This window comes from Candidatus Dedyshia acidiphila (assembly GCF_051025295.1).
GTDB lineage: Bacteria > Acidobacteriota > Terriglobia > Terriglobales > Acidobacteriaceae > KBS-83.
This window is the reverse complement of sequence record NZ_JBMGJV010000004.1, coordinates 70,337-87,848: the sequence shown is the minus strand read 5'-3', so window position 1 is coordinate 87,848 and position 17,512 is coordinate 70,337. Positions and strand designations below refer to the sequence as shown.

The window sequence follows — 17,512 nt, the reverse complement described above, 5'->3', positions numbered from 1 at the left end:
ATGTTTCTGAAGATGACCCACGCCGATCCGCTGATCGCGCGCAAGCTTTCCTTGCTCCCAAGACGTTTCATGACCGCCTGGGGACGCGCACTCAGCGTGACGCTCCTGATGGCCGCATGCCTTCCGGCAAATGCTGCCGACCAGCAGTCCACTCTTATGCCCCTGCCGGTGACAGTCGTCGCTGGGTCCGGTGAGGTGCCGATCGACGGTGGCTTGCAGGTGGTATTCGAGGGATTCCAAGATGCTCGACTGGACCGCGCACGTGACCGCTTCCTTCTCCAGTTGCAGAGGCGAACAGGGATAGCTCGCTTTCCACAACCGACTGCGGCGACTCCGAAGCTGGTGATACGCACAACTGCTTCAGGAAAACCTGTGCAGGAGCTCGGCGAAGACGAGTCTTACCGCCTTGTCGTGGCCGCAAACGCGATCGAGCTCAGCGCGCCAACGTCTCTTGGTACGTTGCACGGCTTACAGACGCTGCTGCAGCTCGTACGGAACGCGCCCCAGGGCTACGTGATCGAAGGCGTGCGCATCGATGACAGTCCGCGATTTCCGTGGCGCGGTCTGATGATCGACGTCGGTCGGCATTTCATGCCACTCGATGTCATTCGCCAGAACTTGGACCTGATGGAGGCGGCCAAGCTGAACGTCTTCCACTGGCACCTGAGCGAAGACCAGGGCTTTCGTATCGAGAGCCGTCGCTACCCGCTGCTGCAGGAGGAAGGGTCCGACGGGCAGTACTACACGCAAGAAGAGGTTCGCGGCATCCTGGCGTATGCGCACGACCGCGGCATTCGCGTGATCCCTGAGTTCGACATGCCCGGACATGCCACCTCATGGTTCGTTGGGTATCCCGACCTGGCGAGCGGGCATGGACCCTACGAGATCATCCGTAAATGGGGAATCTTCGACCCTGCCATGGATCCGACCCGGGAGAGCACATACACCTTTCTCGATGCCTTCATCGGCGAGATGGCGGCTCTATTTCCCGATGCGTATTTCCATATCGGTGGAGACGAGTGCAACGGCAAGGAGTGGGACGCAAACCCCCGCATTCAGCAATTCATGCGCGCGCACAATCTAAAGGACAACGCAGCGCTCCAGGCCTACTTCACCGGCCGCGTGCAACGACTCGTGACTCAGCATGGGAAGGTGACTGTTGGATGGGATGAGGTGTTGCAGCCGGGCACGCCCAAGGATGTCGTCATTCAGTCGTGGCGAGGGCAGGATTCGCTCGCGCAGGCTGCACGCGCCGGCAATCGTGGACTACTGTCATGGGGCTATTACCTCGATCTGAATGAACCAGCGTCCCGGCACTTTGCCGTTGATCCGCTGGACAAGTCCGCAGCGCAGCTCACGCCACAGGAAAAGGCACGTATCGTGGGCGGGGAAGCCGCGGAATGGACGGAGTTTTTGACACCTGAGATTCTCACCACGCGTGTTTGGCCGCGAGCCGCAGCTGTGGCAGAGCGGTTGTGGTCTCTGCAATCGGACACCGACGTCGCATCGATGTACCGCCGGCTCGACCTCTTCGAACAGAATCTCGCCTGGTACGGAAGCCAGCCTAGCTTCCTCGACCGGCCGCCCTTTCAACGGCTCGTCGTCGGGAACGACCTTGTGGCCTTGGGTGTGCTCGCAAGCGTGGTCGAGCCGCCGAAGGAGTACAAGCGTGAAGAACTGCGGAGCTACACCGCCTACACACCGCTGAACCGATTAGTCGACGCAATCCCAGCAGAGAGCAGGGAGGCTCGGGACTTCTCGCTCGTGGTCCGCCGGATCGCGGCGGGACAAGCGAGCGAGGGCGACTTTGAGGATGCACGGCGTCGGCTGACGCAGTGGTCTGAGAACAACCGCACGCTCCAGCCGGTATTGCCAAAGTCTGCGCTGACGGCAGAGCTTGTTCCGGTCTCTCGCGATCTCAGCCGCGCTGCGACGATCGGACTCGGAGCTCTCGACGCGCTGGCACGAAAGGCCACTCTTCCCCGATCAACAGCGAATGACGATCTGCAGGAGCTAAGGCAAATGGAAGCACCAAGGGCAGTTTTGCTAGACCAGGCCATCCCCTCTATCGAAGTCCTGGTGACCCAGGCCCTATCTCAGTGAGTGCCTTGAGGTGAAACCTGTAGCGAGCCCCCCCAAATCAACTCCCACCGGTTCGACGAAGCCTCCGCTCTCATCAGGCCGTTGAGCTGTGCATTACTTCCGAGTCGCAGAGGGCCGGCGAGCAGCGTACGAAAGCTGGACAGAGGATCGTCTGAAAGCAAGTAGAGCTTCAAAGGCTGCCTCTGTATGCGCGAGTAAGGGCCACCCTACCTTCTCGAAGGACGAGGCTGCCATCACGGTCTCTTACCTACGACAGCCGGCAACGTGTCCTGTCGGGAACTGATAATGGTCTAGCGACCGTTTCCTCCCACAGCGGCAACCGGCAGCATCCAATCGGAGGCTCAGAGCAAAGCACTTAGGTGCAGGTGTCGCGACCAGCGGACCGGATCCCGCGACGATCTCCGGTTCCGAGGCCGCCTACCCAGATTGGCAGCACACCCACGAGCAGCCGCTTTGCCAACGACGGCGGCACCGTCGCCATTCACGGTCAACGGCTTCACAGCAAGTACCAACATTTCCAAGGCAGCACATCAATCACTGTAGCTCAGGCGCTCACGAATGGGCTGAATGCCAGTGGCACACCTGTGAGCGCCACCTTGTCTGGCACGACCATCAGCACAACGAGCCTTGCCACCGGTCTGGCTGCGAACGATGCACTCTCGCCTTCTGCGACGATCGCAGAAGGCGGCTGCAGTAAGCTCTGCCACAGTACGCCAGACTTCAAGGCGACTTCGTCAGGCGGCACTCTGACTGGGCTCATGATCTCTTTACACGGTCTATGACTCCGGGTCCGCCAGGGCGAGCGTTGAAGGTCAGGTCGCGACCGTTAGCTTCGGACACAATTAAGGCAGTGCTGCAATCGCCGCCGCTCTAGCGAGCGCGATCCAGTCCGTGGCTGGCAGCTCGGTCACCGCGACTGCAAACGGTTGACTGTGAACTTGACGACGAAGGCGACCGGAGCGTCCGCCGACAGCCCGCTCTCAGCATCGGTCACGTACGATACTGCGCATTCAGCAGCGCATCCTTTGCGCCGACAGCCAGCGGTCTCGGGGGAGTTCAGGACTCGACGGTCGGGCCAGGGGTGATCTATAGCTACTCGCTGCAGGCCAACATCAATGGCGGCTCGGTTTCCCGTGACTGCCTGCGCGCAAGCGGGCCCGAGTGCCAGCTCGCAAGCTGCCGCTCAGGGGTAATCGCGGACCAGAACAACATCGAGGAAACGCGGCCCATGAACGCCCTTGATGCGCGTCATTTCGATGTCGGCGGTGGCGGAAGGCCCTGAGATGAACGTGATGGGAAGGCTCTTCTCTTGCGCGAGCAGGGTCATACAGGCGGGCAAGGACGGAGCGATCTGCGATGTCATGAGAACGCAGAGATGGTAATCGGGCAGCAAGGTCAGGACACGACGGCCTTCCGATGGGCCATGCCGCAGAACGATGCTGCCGGATTCCGCGACACCGGCAGTGGCCGAGGTCAACACCCCGTCGAACGACTCGATTTCATCGTTTGGAAGACACTGGTCGATCACCCAACAGACTGAAGGCTCCAGCCACTCTGCCGGTATTTCAGGTGGAACTAGCATGCGTGTCTTTCCAGACTCGTGCAGGACGTGCGCGATCGTTGCACGCAGATCGAGGGGTGAGGCGCGGAAAACCCGTGCTTCATACTCCTCCAACCGCTCAATAAAGAGAGCCGTGACCTCCTCTGCTGCGTGGGACGGCGTGGCAATCGGTGCATGGTGAGGACCTTGCGCATCGCTTGCTCCTGTTTGCATCGCGGTCGAGATATTTTTGAGGACGGTCTCGCGGCTCACACCGATGAACCCCCGTGCTGCCTGGCCGTCCACCACTCTCGAAAGGTTTGAGACGGTAGCGCACGCAGGTCCCGTGAGAGGGTCCATCGGCCGGCCATTCCGGGCAGCGAATGAATATATCCGTCACGCTTCACAAACGGCGACTGCGCTGTCCTGGCCATGTGCTGCGCAAATTCGAAACGTCGCTGCGCAAGAAAGGTTCTGGCCAGCACCTTCATGCCAATCCGTTCTTGATCGAAGACGGAGCGCAGCTTGCCGCCGCCCTGGCGCACGACACGTGACCGGAGATACGTAAGGACTTCTGGGATGTTGATCTTAACCGGGCAGACCTCGTAACACGCTCCGCAAAGGGACGAGGCGTACGGCAACGACTGCCCATGTTGCAAGTGAAGCAGCTGCGGTGTGAGGATCGCGCCGATGGGACCGCCATACACCGACTGGTAAGCATGTCCGCCGGTCTGCCGGTAGACCGGGCAGGCATTCTGGCATGCGCCACAGCGGATGCAGCGTAGTGTCTGTCGACCCAGTGCGTCGCCCAGAATGCCGCTGCGACCGTTGTCGAGAAGAATGACGTGGAGGCGCTTCGGACCATCGCCGGGAATGACGCCATTCCAGACAGAGTTGTAGGGGTTCATTCGTTCACCCGTCGCAGAGCGCGGCAGCGTCTGCAGCAGAACTCCGAGGTCAATCAGACGCGGGATGACCTTCTCGATGCCGGCGATCGCGATGACCGTGTCGGGGAGCGTCAGGCACATGCGCCCGTTGCCTTCAGACTCCACGATGCAGATGCCGCCCGTCTCCGCGATCAGGAAGTTGGCTCCACAGATGGTCGTCTTCACGCGCAGGAACTTCTCACGAAGATAGTCGCGCGCTGCCGCTGCAAGTGCATGGGGATCGTCGGAAAGATCGGGCAGGTTCATGGCGCGGGCAAACAGATCGCGAATCTGCTGCCGGTTCTTGTGCAGCGCCGGAACGACGATGTGCGAAGGCTGATCCCGGCTAAGCTGAAGAATCAGCTCCGCCAGATCGGTCTCGTGCGCCTGGATTCCGTGCCGCTCGAGCCACTCGTTGAGTCCGATCTCTCCCGAAGTCATCGACTTGATCTTGAGAACTTCGTCGACGTGCTGTTCGCGGAGTAGCCCGAGGACGATCTGCTGTGCTTCGGCAGCATCGGCTGCCCAGTGCACCACGCCGCCGGCCGCGATGCAGTTCTGCTCAAACTGCTGCAGGTAGACATCCAGCCTCCGCAGGCTCTCATCGCGAATGGCCGCGCCCGCATCACGAAGCGCCGACCAGTCCTGCTTCTCAGCCACTAGCGCGGCGCGTTTGCTCTGGATCACATCGGTGGCGTGCGCCACGTTCTTCCGTAGCTGCGACTCGCGCAAGAGAATGGCCGCAGCCTCTGGGAAGGAGTCGGTGCCGCGCGAGTTCAACTGAACAAGACTCAATGCGGCGCCACGGAAGCGAGCAGCTCTGCGATGTGTACGGTTTGCACACCGGCGAACTGCCGGTGCAGCATGCCTTCCATGTGCATCAGGCAGGAGTTGTCGCAGGCAGTGCAGTACTCCGCCCGCGTGTTCTGCACCGCGCGCACTTTGTCCCCCAGCATGGCAGTCGAGACCTCGGCGTTCTTTATTGCGAACGTGCCGCCGAAACCGCAGCAGCGGTCGGCGTTCTCCAGCTCGACGAGCTCCAGGCCGCGCACCTTGCGCAGCAGCCGCATCGGCTTGTCGCCCAGGCAGAGACTGCGAAGGCTATGACAACTCGGGTGATAAGTCACACGATGAGGGAAGTAGGCGCCCACATCCTCCACATGGAGCCGGTCCACAAGCAATTCTGTGAACTCATGCACGCGCGGTAAGACGGCTGCGAGGTCTTCCTGCATGCGTGCATCGTGGTTGCGTTCAGCCAGTGTTAGGTACGCGTCACGAATCATGGCAACGCAGGAGGAGGATGGAATGCAAACGGCCTCAGCGTCGCGAAACACATCCATGAACCGCTTCGCAATCGGGTACGCCTCTTGCCAGTAGCCGGTGTTGAAGTGCATCTGCCCGCAGCATGTTTGCTGCAGTGGGAAGTCCACCGTATGCCCGAGGCGCTCGAGCAGCGAAACCACGGCCTTGCCTGTACTCGGAAACAGTGTGTCGTTATAGCAAGCGACAAAAAGCGAGATGCGCATATCAACACTCGTCCGGAGCGGTAAGGACGTTGGCCCAGTGGGCGATTCTCTCACGGGAGTTCTGGTGCCCTTCCAGGGTTGCGAGCTGTACGGCGAAATTCCCGATCGTTGAGCTTTCGGCCACTCCACAAACGACCTCCAGCCCGGTCGCCTGTTGCGTCAGCTGGTTAAGCAGCTTGTTCTGACTTCCTCCGCCGACGATCGCAAGCCGTTTCATGCGTTTCCCAGCGATACGCTGCAGATCGCTCAAAACCTCCGCGTATCGTGCGGCCAGGCTGTGAAAGATCAGGCTGGCGAACGCGGGCACAGACCGGCTCGTCTCGTCGATGGGGGATGCCCCACGTGCACGCCGTTGCGCATTGATGTGCTCCGCCATGTTATGCGGCAGCAGCAAGGCGGGATCATCGACATCCAGCAGGTGTTCAGGTGGATCCAGCGTTTCGCACGCAGCCAGAAGTTCAGCCATGGACCACGTGCCACCTGGTGAAGAAAGCTGCTGGATCACCTGGCGTAGCATCCACATGCCATTCACGTTGCGATGGAAACAGATGCGATTGCCAGCGGCGCCCAGATTGGTGAAGCCGGCTACCTGTGCGTCGGTTGTGATGATGCTTTCATCCAGCAGCGTGCCGACCAGCGACCACGTTCCCGAACTGATGTACGCCCAGCCGTCGCCGCCGAGCGGAATACCGGCGACGGCGGAAGCCGTGTCATGACAGGCCGTTGCTATTAGCCGCGTTCCGCGAAGCGCCGCCATGTCGCTGAATGTGGCGGAGAGCATGCCGATGTCGGTGCCTGTATCGACCATCGTGGGCGGGGCGCTGCTGTCCAGGCCGCTGATCTCGAACAGCTCGCGACTCCAGGTCCGGCGCTTCGGATCGACCAGCCCCGTGTGAGTCGCGTTCGTGTATTCGGCCACACGTTGGCCGCCGAGTGTCATGAGCACGTACTCGGGTAGTGTGACCCATGGTGTGGATGGCGACAGGCCCGAGGCCTCGTCCGCGAGCAGCTGAAAGAGAGTATTGATACGCTGCGGCTGAACGCCGCTGAGCGCGAACAAGTCCACGTTCGAACAGCGCCTTTGCAGCTGAATCGCAATCACCTCGGTGCGCGGATCGCGATAACAAAATGGCGCATGTAGTGGCGACCCATGGCTATCCAGCCGAACATAATCAACGGCCCATCCATCGACGCCGATCGAAGCGATTTTCGACGAGACCTGTTCAGCGCAGCGCGTCACGCCGGCGCGCAGTTCAAGCAGGATCCGGTCAAGGTCCCACACCAGAGAGTGGCCCAGGGAAACCGGTGCATTCGGAAAGCGGTGCACAAGCTGGACTCGAGGGGTCTCGCCAATCCACTCAAGCGTCGAGACGCGGCAACTCTCCGCGCCCAGGTCGATCGCTACGATCGCAGGCAGTTCGCTGTTGCGCATGCTCGGGCTCACCGGAGAAAAACCCCATCGCCATCGACGGGGATGGCGTGACCGCCGGTGTACGGCGCTTCCGGTCCCGCAAGAAACAGAATGGTCACCGCGCACATGCGGTGTTTGATGGCTGTTTGTGTCAAAGCTAGTTCGGCGTAAAAGGGGACCAGCCCTTCATGCAGCGGAGCGTCGCTCATACACTCCTCGAAGTGTATGTTGCACTTCGCGAGCAAGGCGCATACGCGGTCACGCGGAACCATCGTGATGTTTGCAATCCGCAGGATGGTTTCGATGAGGAAGCCGTCGAGCTTTCCTAAGGCGTCGTCCACGTCGCTCGTTCTCCTGAGCCTCGCTGCTTGCAGCATGGAGAGTGTAGACGCGTCGACCGATATTCAGTAGAGGGTTCTTTTAGGATTGCGTTCACCCGTGGGCTACGATGTTCAGCGGTTCGGACATGGCGCTTGCGTCGACATCTGGGCCTGAGGTGCACTCTTGGGAACCAATCCTCTGCTCGGCGTGATGTATCACTGGATCGGCGGCTTAGCATCCGCGAGCAACTTCATTCCGTTCCGGCCCATCCAGCGCTGGTCGTGGGAGATCTACTGGATCATTCAGGGCTTCGCCGCGTGGATTGTCGCGCCGCTGGTTCTCGGGTCGATCTTTGTGCCGCACCTCTCGTCATTGCTCGGGGCCGCTCCGCCAAGTGTGGTCAAGACCGCGATCTTCTGGGGCATTCTATGGGGCGTCGGCGGCCTCACGTTTGGTCTGGCGATCCGCTATCTCGGCATCGCGCTCGGGTATGCGATTGCGCTGGGTTTCTGCACGGCCTTCGGAACACTGATGCCTCCGCTGGTCAGCGGGCAGATCGTCACCATCGCTCATCAGAGCGGCGGTCGCATGATCCTGCTGGGAGTGGCAGTGTGCCTTCTCGCGATTGCCGTCAATGGCATGGCCGGATACTCCAAGGAAAGGGAAGTCTCGGCAGTCGATAAAGCCGCCCTGGGTGAGCGCGACTTCTCGTTTGGCAAGGGCCTGGCCGTTGCGATCTTTGCCGGCGTCATGAGTTCCTGCTTTGCGTACGGCCTTGCAGCAGGAAAGCCCCTGGCTGCGCTGACGCGCAGTGCGCTCCTGGCTCAGCATCGCCCGGCCCTCTGGCAGAATCTTCCTGTGCTTGTTGTCGTTCTCTGGGGAGGGTTCATCACAAACTTCATCTGGTCGGCCGTGCTCATCATCCGGAACAGATCGGCAGCGCAGTTTCTTGGCGCTCCCGGATCGAACCCCATGGGCAGCACTGTGGCAACGGGCGAGACCAGGATGGAAGCAGACAGGCGCGATCCCCAGCAGGCATCACGTATTCCGCCTGACGTGCTTCTGCGGAACTATCTGCTTGCGAGCCTTGCCGGGGTGATCTGGTACTTCCAGTTCTTCTTCTACTCCATGGGGCAGACGAAGATGGGGCAATACGACTTCTCAAGTTGGACTCTGCACATGGCCAGCATCATCATCTTCGCCACTCTGTGGGGCATCGCACTGCATGAATGGCGGGACACAAGTCGACGGACCCGGACTCTGGTTGGGTCAGGGCTTTTCTTGCTCATTCTGTCGACCATCATCGTCGGGTATGGAAACCTCTTGCAGGCAAAATAGCGCCACGCCTTCCACATCAGACCTTCGTTGCCCACGGTCTATCCGGGCGCAGAGCCGGGAACTGGTACATGGCCAGCATGAAGGGCCGTCGTTCACGTCAATCGGAACTGCGAATCCTCGATCTTCCCTAAGCATCCAGCAGGCTTCTTGCCAGTCGCCTCGGCCATCCGGGCGAGGGGTCTCGACGGAGAGTTTCGCGGGAACCTCAACAGCCGAATCGGGCACTCGGACGTGCTGCTTTCCATGGGCGCCACAGGAGGAAAAAGAGTCGTCTGCCCGCGGAGCTACACACTGCGGGAAGCGGTCCTGGAACGATCCGACGTGGGGACACCGATGGCTGGGGAGGGAACGCTGGGGCGGGTTTGGCGAATTCACTTGACAACAAGATCGGGCCAGACTTAGGGTTTTCGCCAGCCAGTTGTGTGAGCGTTAACACACACACAAATGCTGCGTTTCGCAGGCAGCCAGTCAACTGCCGCAACGCTGGAATCGTTTTGTCCCACTGCGCTGTTTTGAGGAGGCCATTGTGAACACCCACTACCCTGAACGCGGCAGGCGCTCGTCTGTCCTGGCACGCGCTTATTACGTCCTTGCCCTGTGCCTCCTGCTTCTTGCTGGACGCACGGCGCTTGCACAGGCGAACGCCGGCATCACTGGAACCGTGACAGATCAGTCCGGCGCCGTGATCCCCGACGCGGGCGTCACCATCACCAACGAAGGCACCGCGGTCAAGAACCACACCGTCACGACCGGCGCGGGTACCTACTCGTTCACGGGTCTTACGCCCGGCGTTTATGACGTGGCCGTCGAGAAGACCGGCTTCAAGCGCTCCGTGCAGAACAAGGTGAATGTCGAAGTCACAGTGATCTCGACCATCAACTTTACCTTGCCGAACGGCGCTGCCAATGAAACGGTCGAGATCACGGCGAACCCGATCGCGCTGAACACCACCGCCCCGCAGCTTGGATCGACGATCGAGCCTGAGGTCGTCGCGTCGCTGCCAAACCAGGTGAGCGGCCGCGGCCGTCAAATCGATCAGCTGCAGTTCCTCGCGCCCGGCACCACGGGCAGCACGTTCTCGCATCGCATTGGTGGCGGTGTCGACTTCGAGCAGGAGATTCTTTACAACGGCATCCCTGCGCCGCAGCCGGAGACCGAAGGCTACACGACGAACTTCAACCCGCCGTTCGAGATGGTCTCGGAGTTCCGCGTCGAACGTTCGACCTTTTCCGCGCAGTTCGGCCTCGGTCAGGGCGCATTGACCTACCAGATGGCCTCAGGGACAAACAAGTTCCACGGCGATCTGTTTGAGATCAATCGCAACAGCTTCTTCGACTCCACGGGCTTCTTCAACAACAAGTACTGGACGTCCCATCCCGGGATCCCTACGGATCACGAGAACAACTACGGCTTTACCGTTGGCGGTCCGGTCTGGATCCCGAAGGTCTACAACGGCAGGGACAAGACTTTTTTCCACTACAGCCAGGAGTGGTACAAGCAGAACAGCCTGGCCACTGCGGCAAACACAGTGCCGACCGCACGGGAGAAGACCGGAGATTTCGGTGACTTCGTCGATGATAGCGGTAATGTCATCCCGATCTTCGATCCGCTCACCGGCCAGCAGTTCCCCGGCAATGTGATTCCGATGGGTCGTATCAGCCCAACCTCGGCCTCTCTTCTGCAGTACCTCCCCGATCCAGATCGCCCCGGCCTTGATTCGAACCGCAGCTACGCACCGTTCATCAACCCACACATTCAGCACGTGTGGGGCTTCACCATCGATCAGAACCTGAACGCACGCCAGAGTCTGCACTATAGCCAATGGCGGAATACGTTTAGCAACTACAGCTTCGATGGGAATCCGAATCGGGACTTCGTGCTTTCACCCAACCCGCTGAACAGCCAAAAATTTGAGCCGGCCAAGGGCAGCGGTTTTCTGCTGACCTACAACAACACGCTGACCTCCAACCTCGTCATGACGGCCGGCTTCGGCTGGATCGGCGAAGTTAACAATCAGTTCAACCAGACCAAGTTCAGCTTCCCGGCCGTTCAGCAGGGTGTCATTCCTCCGAATATCACCTTCGACGGTAATCACCAGCTCACCAATTGGGGTACTGATGGCGCATGGCTGCAGTCGATCAACCGCAAGCTGGGCATCGCGATCGTCAACAACTACCTATGGAGCAAGGGACGGAACACGTTCAATATCGGTGGAGAATTCCGCCGCTCCTATCAGGACGACAACGAAGAGCAGACAGCCGGTGGTCAGTTTAACTTCAGCCAGAAGCAGACGGCAGATCCGAGCAATTTGGACAATACGGGCAGCGCATTTGCAAGTTACCTGCTGGGCCTGCCAAACTCCGCAAATCGCAGCAACTCGCAAGAGTTGCGTCTGCGGAACTTCGCAATCTCTCCCTATATCCAGGATGACATCAAGCTCACGCCGAAGTTGACGCTGAACGTCGGCCTGCGTTGGGACATCCAGGCGCCTTTCACTGAGAACCACAACCTCGTTGTGTTCTTTGATCCGAATCACCCTGGCTTGAATCCGGCAGCGGATGGGCGTGCCGGAGCGGCGACCAGGCTGGGTTCCTGCACCGGCTGCGCTGGTTACGACAGAGCGGACATCCACTACGGTCACCTTGGCCCCCGCCTCGGCCTCGCGTACCAGATCAACAACAAAACCGTGGTGCAGGCCGGATTCTCGATCGCTTTCCTGAACGGAGGCGCCTACGAGTACGGAACCAATAAGGTGGCCGTGAATTACGGCAACCTGCTCGTCGGTTCGTTCAGCCGCAACAGCACTGGCAACAACACCTCTTCATTCGGCAGTTGGGATGCGAATCAGCTGCCCAACCCTGCGCCCACTCCATTCAGCCCGGGGCTTGGCGTGGGCAACACAATCCACGCGCTCAGCAAAACCTACGGCTACGCTCCATATAGTCAGCAGTGGAACTTCAACGTGCAGCGCGAGCTGCCGTGGAGCACCTTCTTGCAGGTAGCGTGGGTCGGCAACCGTGTGATCCACCTGCCTAGCAATCTGAACCCGATCAACCAGCTGGATCCCAAGTATCTCAGTCAGTATGGTAGTGTGATCAGCACCTGCTCCGACAATGTCAACGGCTCTGTCCTGACTGATAGCTTCCAGAGCGGCTGCGCCCAATCGGAGGGTTTCACGCTTCCATACGCCAACTTCGTCAACGACTTTGGTGGTTCGGCTACTGTCGCTCAGTCGCTGGTGCCGTACCCGCAGTACTCCAACATTCAGAACAACTTCGAATCCTCTGGTACGACCTATTACCAGTCTCTGCAGTTCCAGGCAGAGAAGCGGTTCACCAACGGCCTCTCGTTCCTCGCGGGTTACACGCTCTCGCGGCTGATGGACAACACCAGCAGCGGATTCAGCAGCTTCACCGCAGGCGGGATCAACAAGTACAACCAGAGCGCCGAGTGGGCAGTGTCAAACTCGGACGAACCCCAGACCCTGAAGGTCAGCGGTACTTACGAGCTGCCGATTGGACCTGGCAAGGCGCACTTCAACAATCACGGGGTGACCGGCCAGCTGCTGGGTGGCTGGCAGGTGGGCTGGATTCTGGACTACGAATCGGGCACCGCCTTCGGTGTGAACGAAAACGGAACGCCCTTCCCGAATGGCTTCAACAGGCCAAACCGTGTGCCCGGCGTGGGGCTGAAGACCTTCTCTGCCAGCAGCCAGAAGAAGGCGCTCGTTCAGTACCCAAACACCAAGACCAACCCGCAGGTCTTCAACACGGACGCCTTCGTGGCCACTCCGTCGCAATACGTCCTGGGCAATGCCAAGCGGAACTATTCGGAATTGCGCAACCCGGCGTATTACAACGAGGACGCCAACGTCCGTAAGCACTTCTACTTCGGTGAGCGCTTTCAGGGCATCCTGCAGGTCGATTACTTCAACCTGTTCAACCGTGCAATCCTCAACGGCCCGGACACTAACAGAAGCGACAGCACCTTCGGTCAACTGACGAACCATAACCAGAGCAACAGCAACCGACAGGGACAGGTGCAGTTCCGAATCGAGTTCTAAGTCAGCGTTGCCCTCCCTGGGACAACTGGCCGGACTGGTAAATCAGTCCGGCCTTCTCTTTGCTGCCGCTCTATAATTCGGTGTCATGATGCTCATCCCTGGCCGCATCACAATGCGCTCCAGAGTCGCTCCCCTTGCACTTCTTCTGCTTGCGACGGCCCTCCCGACAGCTGCGTGGCGTTCCGCTCACGCGCAGGACGACGAGGTCACACCGGAGGTGCAGCGGCTGTACGCCGACGCACAGGCGGCGCAAAAGCAGGGCGACGAGACCACAGCAATTGCGAAGTATCGTTCGATGATTCGTCTCGCGCCGCACCTGGCAGCGGCTTACAACAATCTCGGGCGCCTCTACTTCAATCGGCACGACTACAGCCATGCGGCCGACACGCTGGCTACCGGCCTCAAGCTGAACCCGCAGATGCCGACCGCCTCGGCCATGCTGGGGATGAGTTATCTCGAACTCGGTGAGGCCGAGAAGGCCGAGGCGCCGCTGCAGGTCGCTCTCAATGCCAATCCGCAGGATGCACTCGTGCAGGTCTCGATGGCCAAGGTCCTGATCCGTGAGCGCAAGTACGATCAGGCGATCACCTTGCTGAAGGCGTACACAACGCAGAATCCGCGCGACCAGGAGGCTTGGTATCTGCTTGGAAATACGTATCTGCAGTTGTCCGAAGAATCACTCACGAAGATCAATGAGATCGATCCCAACTCAGTCGTGGCTCACGAAGTGACGGGAGAGATCGACGAGAGCATGAAGAACTACGATGGCGCGCTCGTCGAATACAAGAAGGCCGTGGACCTGGCGCCGGATCGATCGTCGCCGCATCTGCACATGGCGAACGCGTATTGGGCGCTTAGCAAATGGGATTCAGCCAAGACAGAGTTTGAGGCAGGTCTGGCGCACGATCCCAATAACTGCACCGCTCACTGGAAGCTGGGCAACACCATCCTTGAGCAGAACGGTCCACCCGAGGATGCGCTGTCTCAACTGAACCAGGCTGTGACGCTGTGCCCTCGGCTGATGCAGGCGCGCGTGGAGCGGGCAAGGGCTCTTGTGAAACTCAACCGACACAGTGAGGCTTTGCCTGACCTCGAACTCGCAGAAAAAGACTCGCCGCGCGAGCCTTCGATCCACTTCCTGCTCGCTTCGGTCTACCGCGCCCAGGGCAAGGCGGCTGCCGCGCAGGAGGAGATGCACACCTATGGCCGCCTGCAGCGGGAGGCGAGCGAACACGTTGCCGCACAAGCGAATGAATCGATCGACATCAAGAGCGGTGCTCACTAAGCAGTGTTGGCAGCGGCGCGTCCTGCTCTCATCACGCGAAGAGCCGAGGCGTTGGTTCGTACGAACATCGCTTGTGTGGGTGTGTGTCGCGGCTGCTCTTTGCAGCGCGCAGCAGGCGCCTGCTCCTGCCGGGGGCGCCAGCACGGGGGGCGTCTATGCGCCAGTGCACGATGCGAAGCATCGGCCGATTACGGCTGGCGGCTTCGTCGAGACGGGACCGACCGTGTTCAAAGACGCTTCCAGTGAAGCGGGTCTTGCGGCATGGCGCTATCGAGGCGGCTCACCGGAGAAAAGCTTGATCGTGGAGTCGCTTGGAGGTGGCGTGGCTCTGCTTGACTACGACAGGGACGGATGGCTCGACATCTACCTGGTCAACGGCATGACCTATGACGCGATGAATGGACACGCCGAGCCGCCGCACGCCGCGCTATTCCACAATAATCATGACGGTACCTTCACGAATGTGTCGGCAAAAGCAGGCGTTCAAAATGATCGCTGGGGTGTTGGTGTCGCGGCTGCGGACTACGACAATGATGGCTGGCCGGATCTGTACGTCACCAACGTGGGGAAAAACCGACTCTTTCACAACAACCATGACGGCACGTTCACGGACATAGCAGAGTCGGCGGGCGTCGCGCTGGGCGGCTGGTCCACGGGGCCGACCTTTGGTGACTACGACGGTGACGGGAAGCTCGACCTGTTTGTGCCCGGGTACACGGTGTACGACTTCAGAAATCCTCCTGTGGCCGGATCGAATGCGGTCGTCTCGAACTACTGTCAATATCGGGGTGCGAGTGTTTTCTGCGGACCACGCGGACTGCGTGGTGAGCACGATCACCTCTTTCACAACGACGGCAATGGCAGGTTCACAGATGTGAGCGACAAAGCCGGGGTGTCGGATAAGCCTGGCTACTACGGGCTGACCTCGTTGTTCGTCGACCTGAATGACGACGGCCGGCCGGAACTATTGGTCGCGGATGACTCTACACCCAACTATCTGTACGGCAACAAGGGTGATGGCACGTTCGAAGATCTCAGCTTCGAATCCGGCTATGCCGTGAATCACGATGGACGCGAAACGGCAAGCATGGGTATCGCCGTGGGTGACATTCGCAATGCAGGGCGGCTGGACATCCTGAACAGCGACTTCTCTGATGATTACAAGGTGCTCTACCGCAATGACGGAGACCTAAACTTTACAGACGTGAGTTACGAATCCGGCGTTGCAAAAGACACGATTCCATTCTTGAGCTGGGGGAACGGCTTCTTCGATTACGACAACGACGGATGGAAGGACATCTTCCTTGCAAGTGGGCATGTGTACCGCCAGGTCGATCAGAATGATTGGGGGACCAGCTTCGCTGAGCGCCCGCTGCTCCTTCGGAACCTTGGCGAGGGCCGATTCTCGCTTGTGCCCGCAGTGCAGGGAACCGGCTTGGCCTCGGTGATCCCGGCGCGCGGAGCAGCCTATGGGGACTTATTCAACGACGGCAAGGTTGATGTCGTCCTGAACAACCTTGATGTTTCGCCCACTCTGTTGCGCAATGTCAGTGCGGATCGGCACCATTGGGTCGAATTCCGGCTCGTCGGCGGCGCTGGTGCGCCACGCGATGCGACGGGTGCAAGCGTTTGGGTGACGACGGAAAAAGCTCGACAACACGGAGACGTGCTGAGCGGCGGCAGCTTCGCTTCGTCGAACGATCCACGCGTGCACTTTGGGCTTGGCGATGCTGCACACGTGGACGCGGTCGAGATACGCTGGCCCGGCGGTCTCATTGAGAAGCTCACCTTGCCGGCAGTGGATCGGATCTACACGGTCGAGCAGGGGCATGGCATCACTGGCGAGCTCTGCCCGACCTGTTCGCCAGCTGCCCACGACGCAACCGCCAGCACGCATCGCGCTGCCCCAGAGAAGAAGAAGTGATGCGCTTCAAACGTGATTGCCTGATGCTCTTCAGCAGAGCAGCGTGCATTCTGCTGCTCGCTTCAGCGGCGCTCGCCCAACAGACCTCTGCACCAGCGGATAATTCGCTCAACAGTATTCGCTCCATGGTGCAGGCAGGGCAACTGCCTGAGGCGGAAGCAGCTCTCTCCCGCTATCTCGTCCAGCACCCCTCCGAAGCGGAAGCTCATTTCCTGTTGGGCTACGTGTTCTTGCGGCAGCAGAAGCCGCGCGAGTCGCTGGATGCCTACACTGCAGGCGCGAAGTACCAGCGGCCGAGCGCTGAAGACCTGCGAGCTGTCGCTTCGGACTACGTGTTGCTCAACGACTTCGCCGATGCGGATAAGTGGTTCACGGCCGTAACAACGGAGAGGCCGCAGGACGCGGAAGCCTGGTATCTGCTTGGGCGCACGAAATACAACGAGAATCGCTTCGAGGAGGCCATCGCCAGCTTCGAGCACGTGCTATCCCTGCGGCCGCAGGATGTGGCAGCCGAGGACAATCTCGGGCTTTCCTACCAGGGGCTCGGGCGAACGCAGGATGCGAAGAAAGCCTTCCAGCTTGCGGTTGCATGGCAAGGCGCTCAGCCGACAGACGCGCAGCCCTACCTCAACCTTGGTGATCTCCTGGCCACAGAAAAAGATACCGAAGGCGCTGTGCAGGCGCTCACACGCGCTGCCAGCCTCGCGCCGGAAAATGCGACGATTCACGAGCGGCTGGCGCGCGCGTACGAAGGAAAAGGCGATCTGGCGAATGCTCAACGTGAGCTCGAGCAAGCGACGCACCTCGCACCATCCGCCTCGGCGCTGCATTTCAAGCTGGGCCAGGTCTACCGCCGCCGTGGGTTAACTCAGCAGGCGGACGCGGAATTTGCAGTGTGTGCGCGATTGAACGGCACGCACTCGTCGACCGAAGTGCCCAATCCATTCCGGCCGGCGCCACAGACGAGGCACTAAGCCCAGCTATCTGGGACCTATGTCATGTTCTGTGACCGTAATGAACGCTGAGCGCTTGCGGCCAGCTCAGAGCTGTCTATGGTTATTGACGCGCCTACCGC

The 17,512-nt window shown here is 60.1% G+C and carries 11 protein-coding genes; 6 read left to right on the top strand and 5 right to left on the bottom strand.

The window, feature by feature from the left end; genetic code table 11:
* Nucleotides 1–2,103: a beta-N-acetylhexosaminidase gene (locus AC5IJH_RS02930; RefSeq protein WP_491901298.1), complete on the top strand. Its 2,103-nt coding sequence runs from the start codon at nucleotides 1–3 to the stop codon at nucleotides 2,101–2,103.
* Between the two features lie 1,183 nt (nucleotides 2,104–3,286).
* Here AC5IJH_RS02930 and AC5IJH_RS02925 read toward each other — a convergent pair.
* From AC5IJH_RS02925 to AC5IJH_RS02905, 5 genes are read right to left on the bottom strand one after another with little or no spacing between them, the layout of a single operon-like run.
* Nucleotides 3,287–3,916 carry a LutC/YkgG family protein gene (locus AC5IJH_RS02925; protein WP_491901297.1) on the bottom strand — a complete coding sequence of 210 codons (630 nt, stop codon included), beginning with the start codon at nucleotides 3,914–3,916 and terminating at the stop codon, nucleotides 3,287–3,289.
* Nucleotides 3,913–5,364, bottom strand: coding sequence for a LutB/LldF family L-lactate oxidation iron-sulfur protein (locus AC5IJH_RS02920; protein WP_491901296.1), 1,452 nt, complete (start codon nucleotides 5,362–5,364; stop codon nucleotides 3,913–3,915). Before AC5IJH_RS02920 ends, AC5IJH_RS02925 begins: the two co-directional genes overlap by 4 nt.
* Complete coding sequence (locus AC5IJH_RS02915) at nucleotides 5,361–6,095, bottom strand: (Fe-S)-binding protein (RefSeq protein ID WP_491901295.1); 735 nt, start codon at nucleotides 6,093–6,095, stop codon at nucleotides 5,361–5,363. Before AC5IJH_RS02915 ends, AC5IJH_RS02920 begins: the two co-directional genes overlap by 4 nt.
* A gap of 1 nt (nucleotide 6,096) precedes the next feature.
* Nucleotides 6,097–7,527 carry a rhamnulokinase gene (locus tag AC5IJH_RS02910; protein WP_491901294.1) on the bottom strand — a complete coding sequence of 477 codons (1,431 nt, stop codon included), beginning with the start codon at nucleotides 7,525–7,527 and terminating at the stop codon, nucleotides 6,097–6,099.
* Between the two features lie 8 nt (nucleotides 7,528–7,535).
* On the bottom strand, nucleotides 7,536–7,883 hold the full coding sequence (locus AC5IJH_RS02905) for a hypothetical protein (protein WP_491901293.1): 348 nt from the start codon (nucleotides 7,881–7,883) through the stop codon (nucleotides 7,536–7,538).
* 127 nt (nucleotides 7,884–8,010) lie between these two features.
* Here AC5IJH_RS02905 and AC5IJH_RS02900 point away from each other — a divergent pair, with 127 nt between their 5' ends.
* The 5 genes from AC5IJH_RS02900 (at nucleotide 8,011) to AC5IJH_RS02880 (ending at nucleotide 17,411) form a co-directional block, all read left to right on the top strand.
* Nucleotides 8,011–9,165, top strand: a complete 1,155-nt coding sequence (locus AC5IJH_RS02900; RefSeq protein WP_491901292.1) for an L-rhamnose/proton symporter RhaT — start codon at nucleotides 8,011–8,013, stop codon at nucleotides 9,163–9,165.
* A gap of 526 nt (nucleotides 9,166–9,691) precedes the next feature.
* Nucleotides 9,692–13,228 carry a carboxypeptidase-like regulatory domain-containing protein gene (locus AC5IJH_RS02895; protein ID WP_491901291.1) on the top strand — a complete coding sequence of 1,179 codons (3,537 nt, stop codon included), beginning with the start codon at nucleotides 9,692–9,694 and terminating at the stop codon, nucleotides 13,226–13,228.
* A gap of 85 nt (nucleotides 13,229–13,313) precedes the next feature.
* Entirely contained in the window at nucleotides 13,314–14,513 is a 1,200-nt protein-coding gene (locus tag AC5IJH_RS02890) for a tetratricopeptide repeat protein (RefSeq protein WP_491901290.1), read from the top strand.
* Nucleotides 14,479–16,437 carry a CRTAC1 family protein gene (locus AC5IJH_RS02885; protein ID WP_491901289.1) on the top strand — a complete coding sequence of 653 codons (1,959 nt, stop codon included), beginning with the start codon at nucleotides 14,479–14,481 and terminating at the stop codon, nucleotides 16,435–16,437. The genes AC5IJH_RS02890 and AC5IJH_RS02885 overlap by 35 nt, the downstream gene beginning before the upstream one ends.
* Complete coding sequence (locus AC5IJH_RS02880) at nucleotides 16,437–17,411, top strand: tetratricopeptide repeat protein (RefSeq protein ID WP_491901288.1); 975 nt, start codon at nucleotides 16,437–16,439, stop codon at nucleotides 17,409–17,411. The genes AC5IJH_RS02885 and AC5IJH_RS02880 overlap by 1 nt, the downstream gene beginning before the upstream one ends.
* Nucleotides 17,412–17,512: the final 101 nt, after the last annotated feature.

Bases quoted from the DNA above. Each gene is read 5' to 3' on its own strand.
- AC5IJH_RS02890 (WP_491901290.1), top strand. From the start codon at position 13,314: ATGATGCTCATCCCTGGCCGCATCACAATGCGCTCCAGAGTCGCTCCC.
- AC5IJH_RS02885 (WP_491901289.1), top strand. From the start codon at position 14,479: ATGAATCGATCGACATCAAGAGCGGTGCTCACTAAGCAGTGTTGGCAG.
- AC5IJH_RS02930 (WP_491901298.1), top strand. From the start codon at position 1: ATGTTTCTGAAGATGACCCACGCCGATCCGCTGATCGCGCGCAAGCTT.
- AC5IJH_RS02905 (WP_491901293.1), bottom strand. From the start codon at position 7,883: ATGCTGCAAGCAGCGAGGCTCAGGAGAACGAGCGACGTGGACGACGCC.
- AC5IJH_RS02915 (WP_491901295.1), bottom strand. From the start codon at position 6,095: ATGCGCATCTCGCTTTTTGTCGCTTGCTATAACGACACACTGTTTCCG.
- AC5IJH_RS02910 (WP_491901294.1), bottom strand. From the start codon at position 7,527: ATGCGCAACAGCGAACTGCCTGCGATCGTAGCGATCGACCTGGGCGCG.
- AC5IJH_RS02880 (WP_491901288.1), top strand. From the start codon at position 16,437: ATGCGCTTCAAACGTGATTGCCTGATGCTCTTCAGCAGAGCAGCGTGC.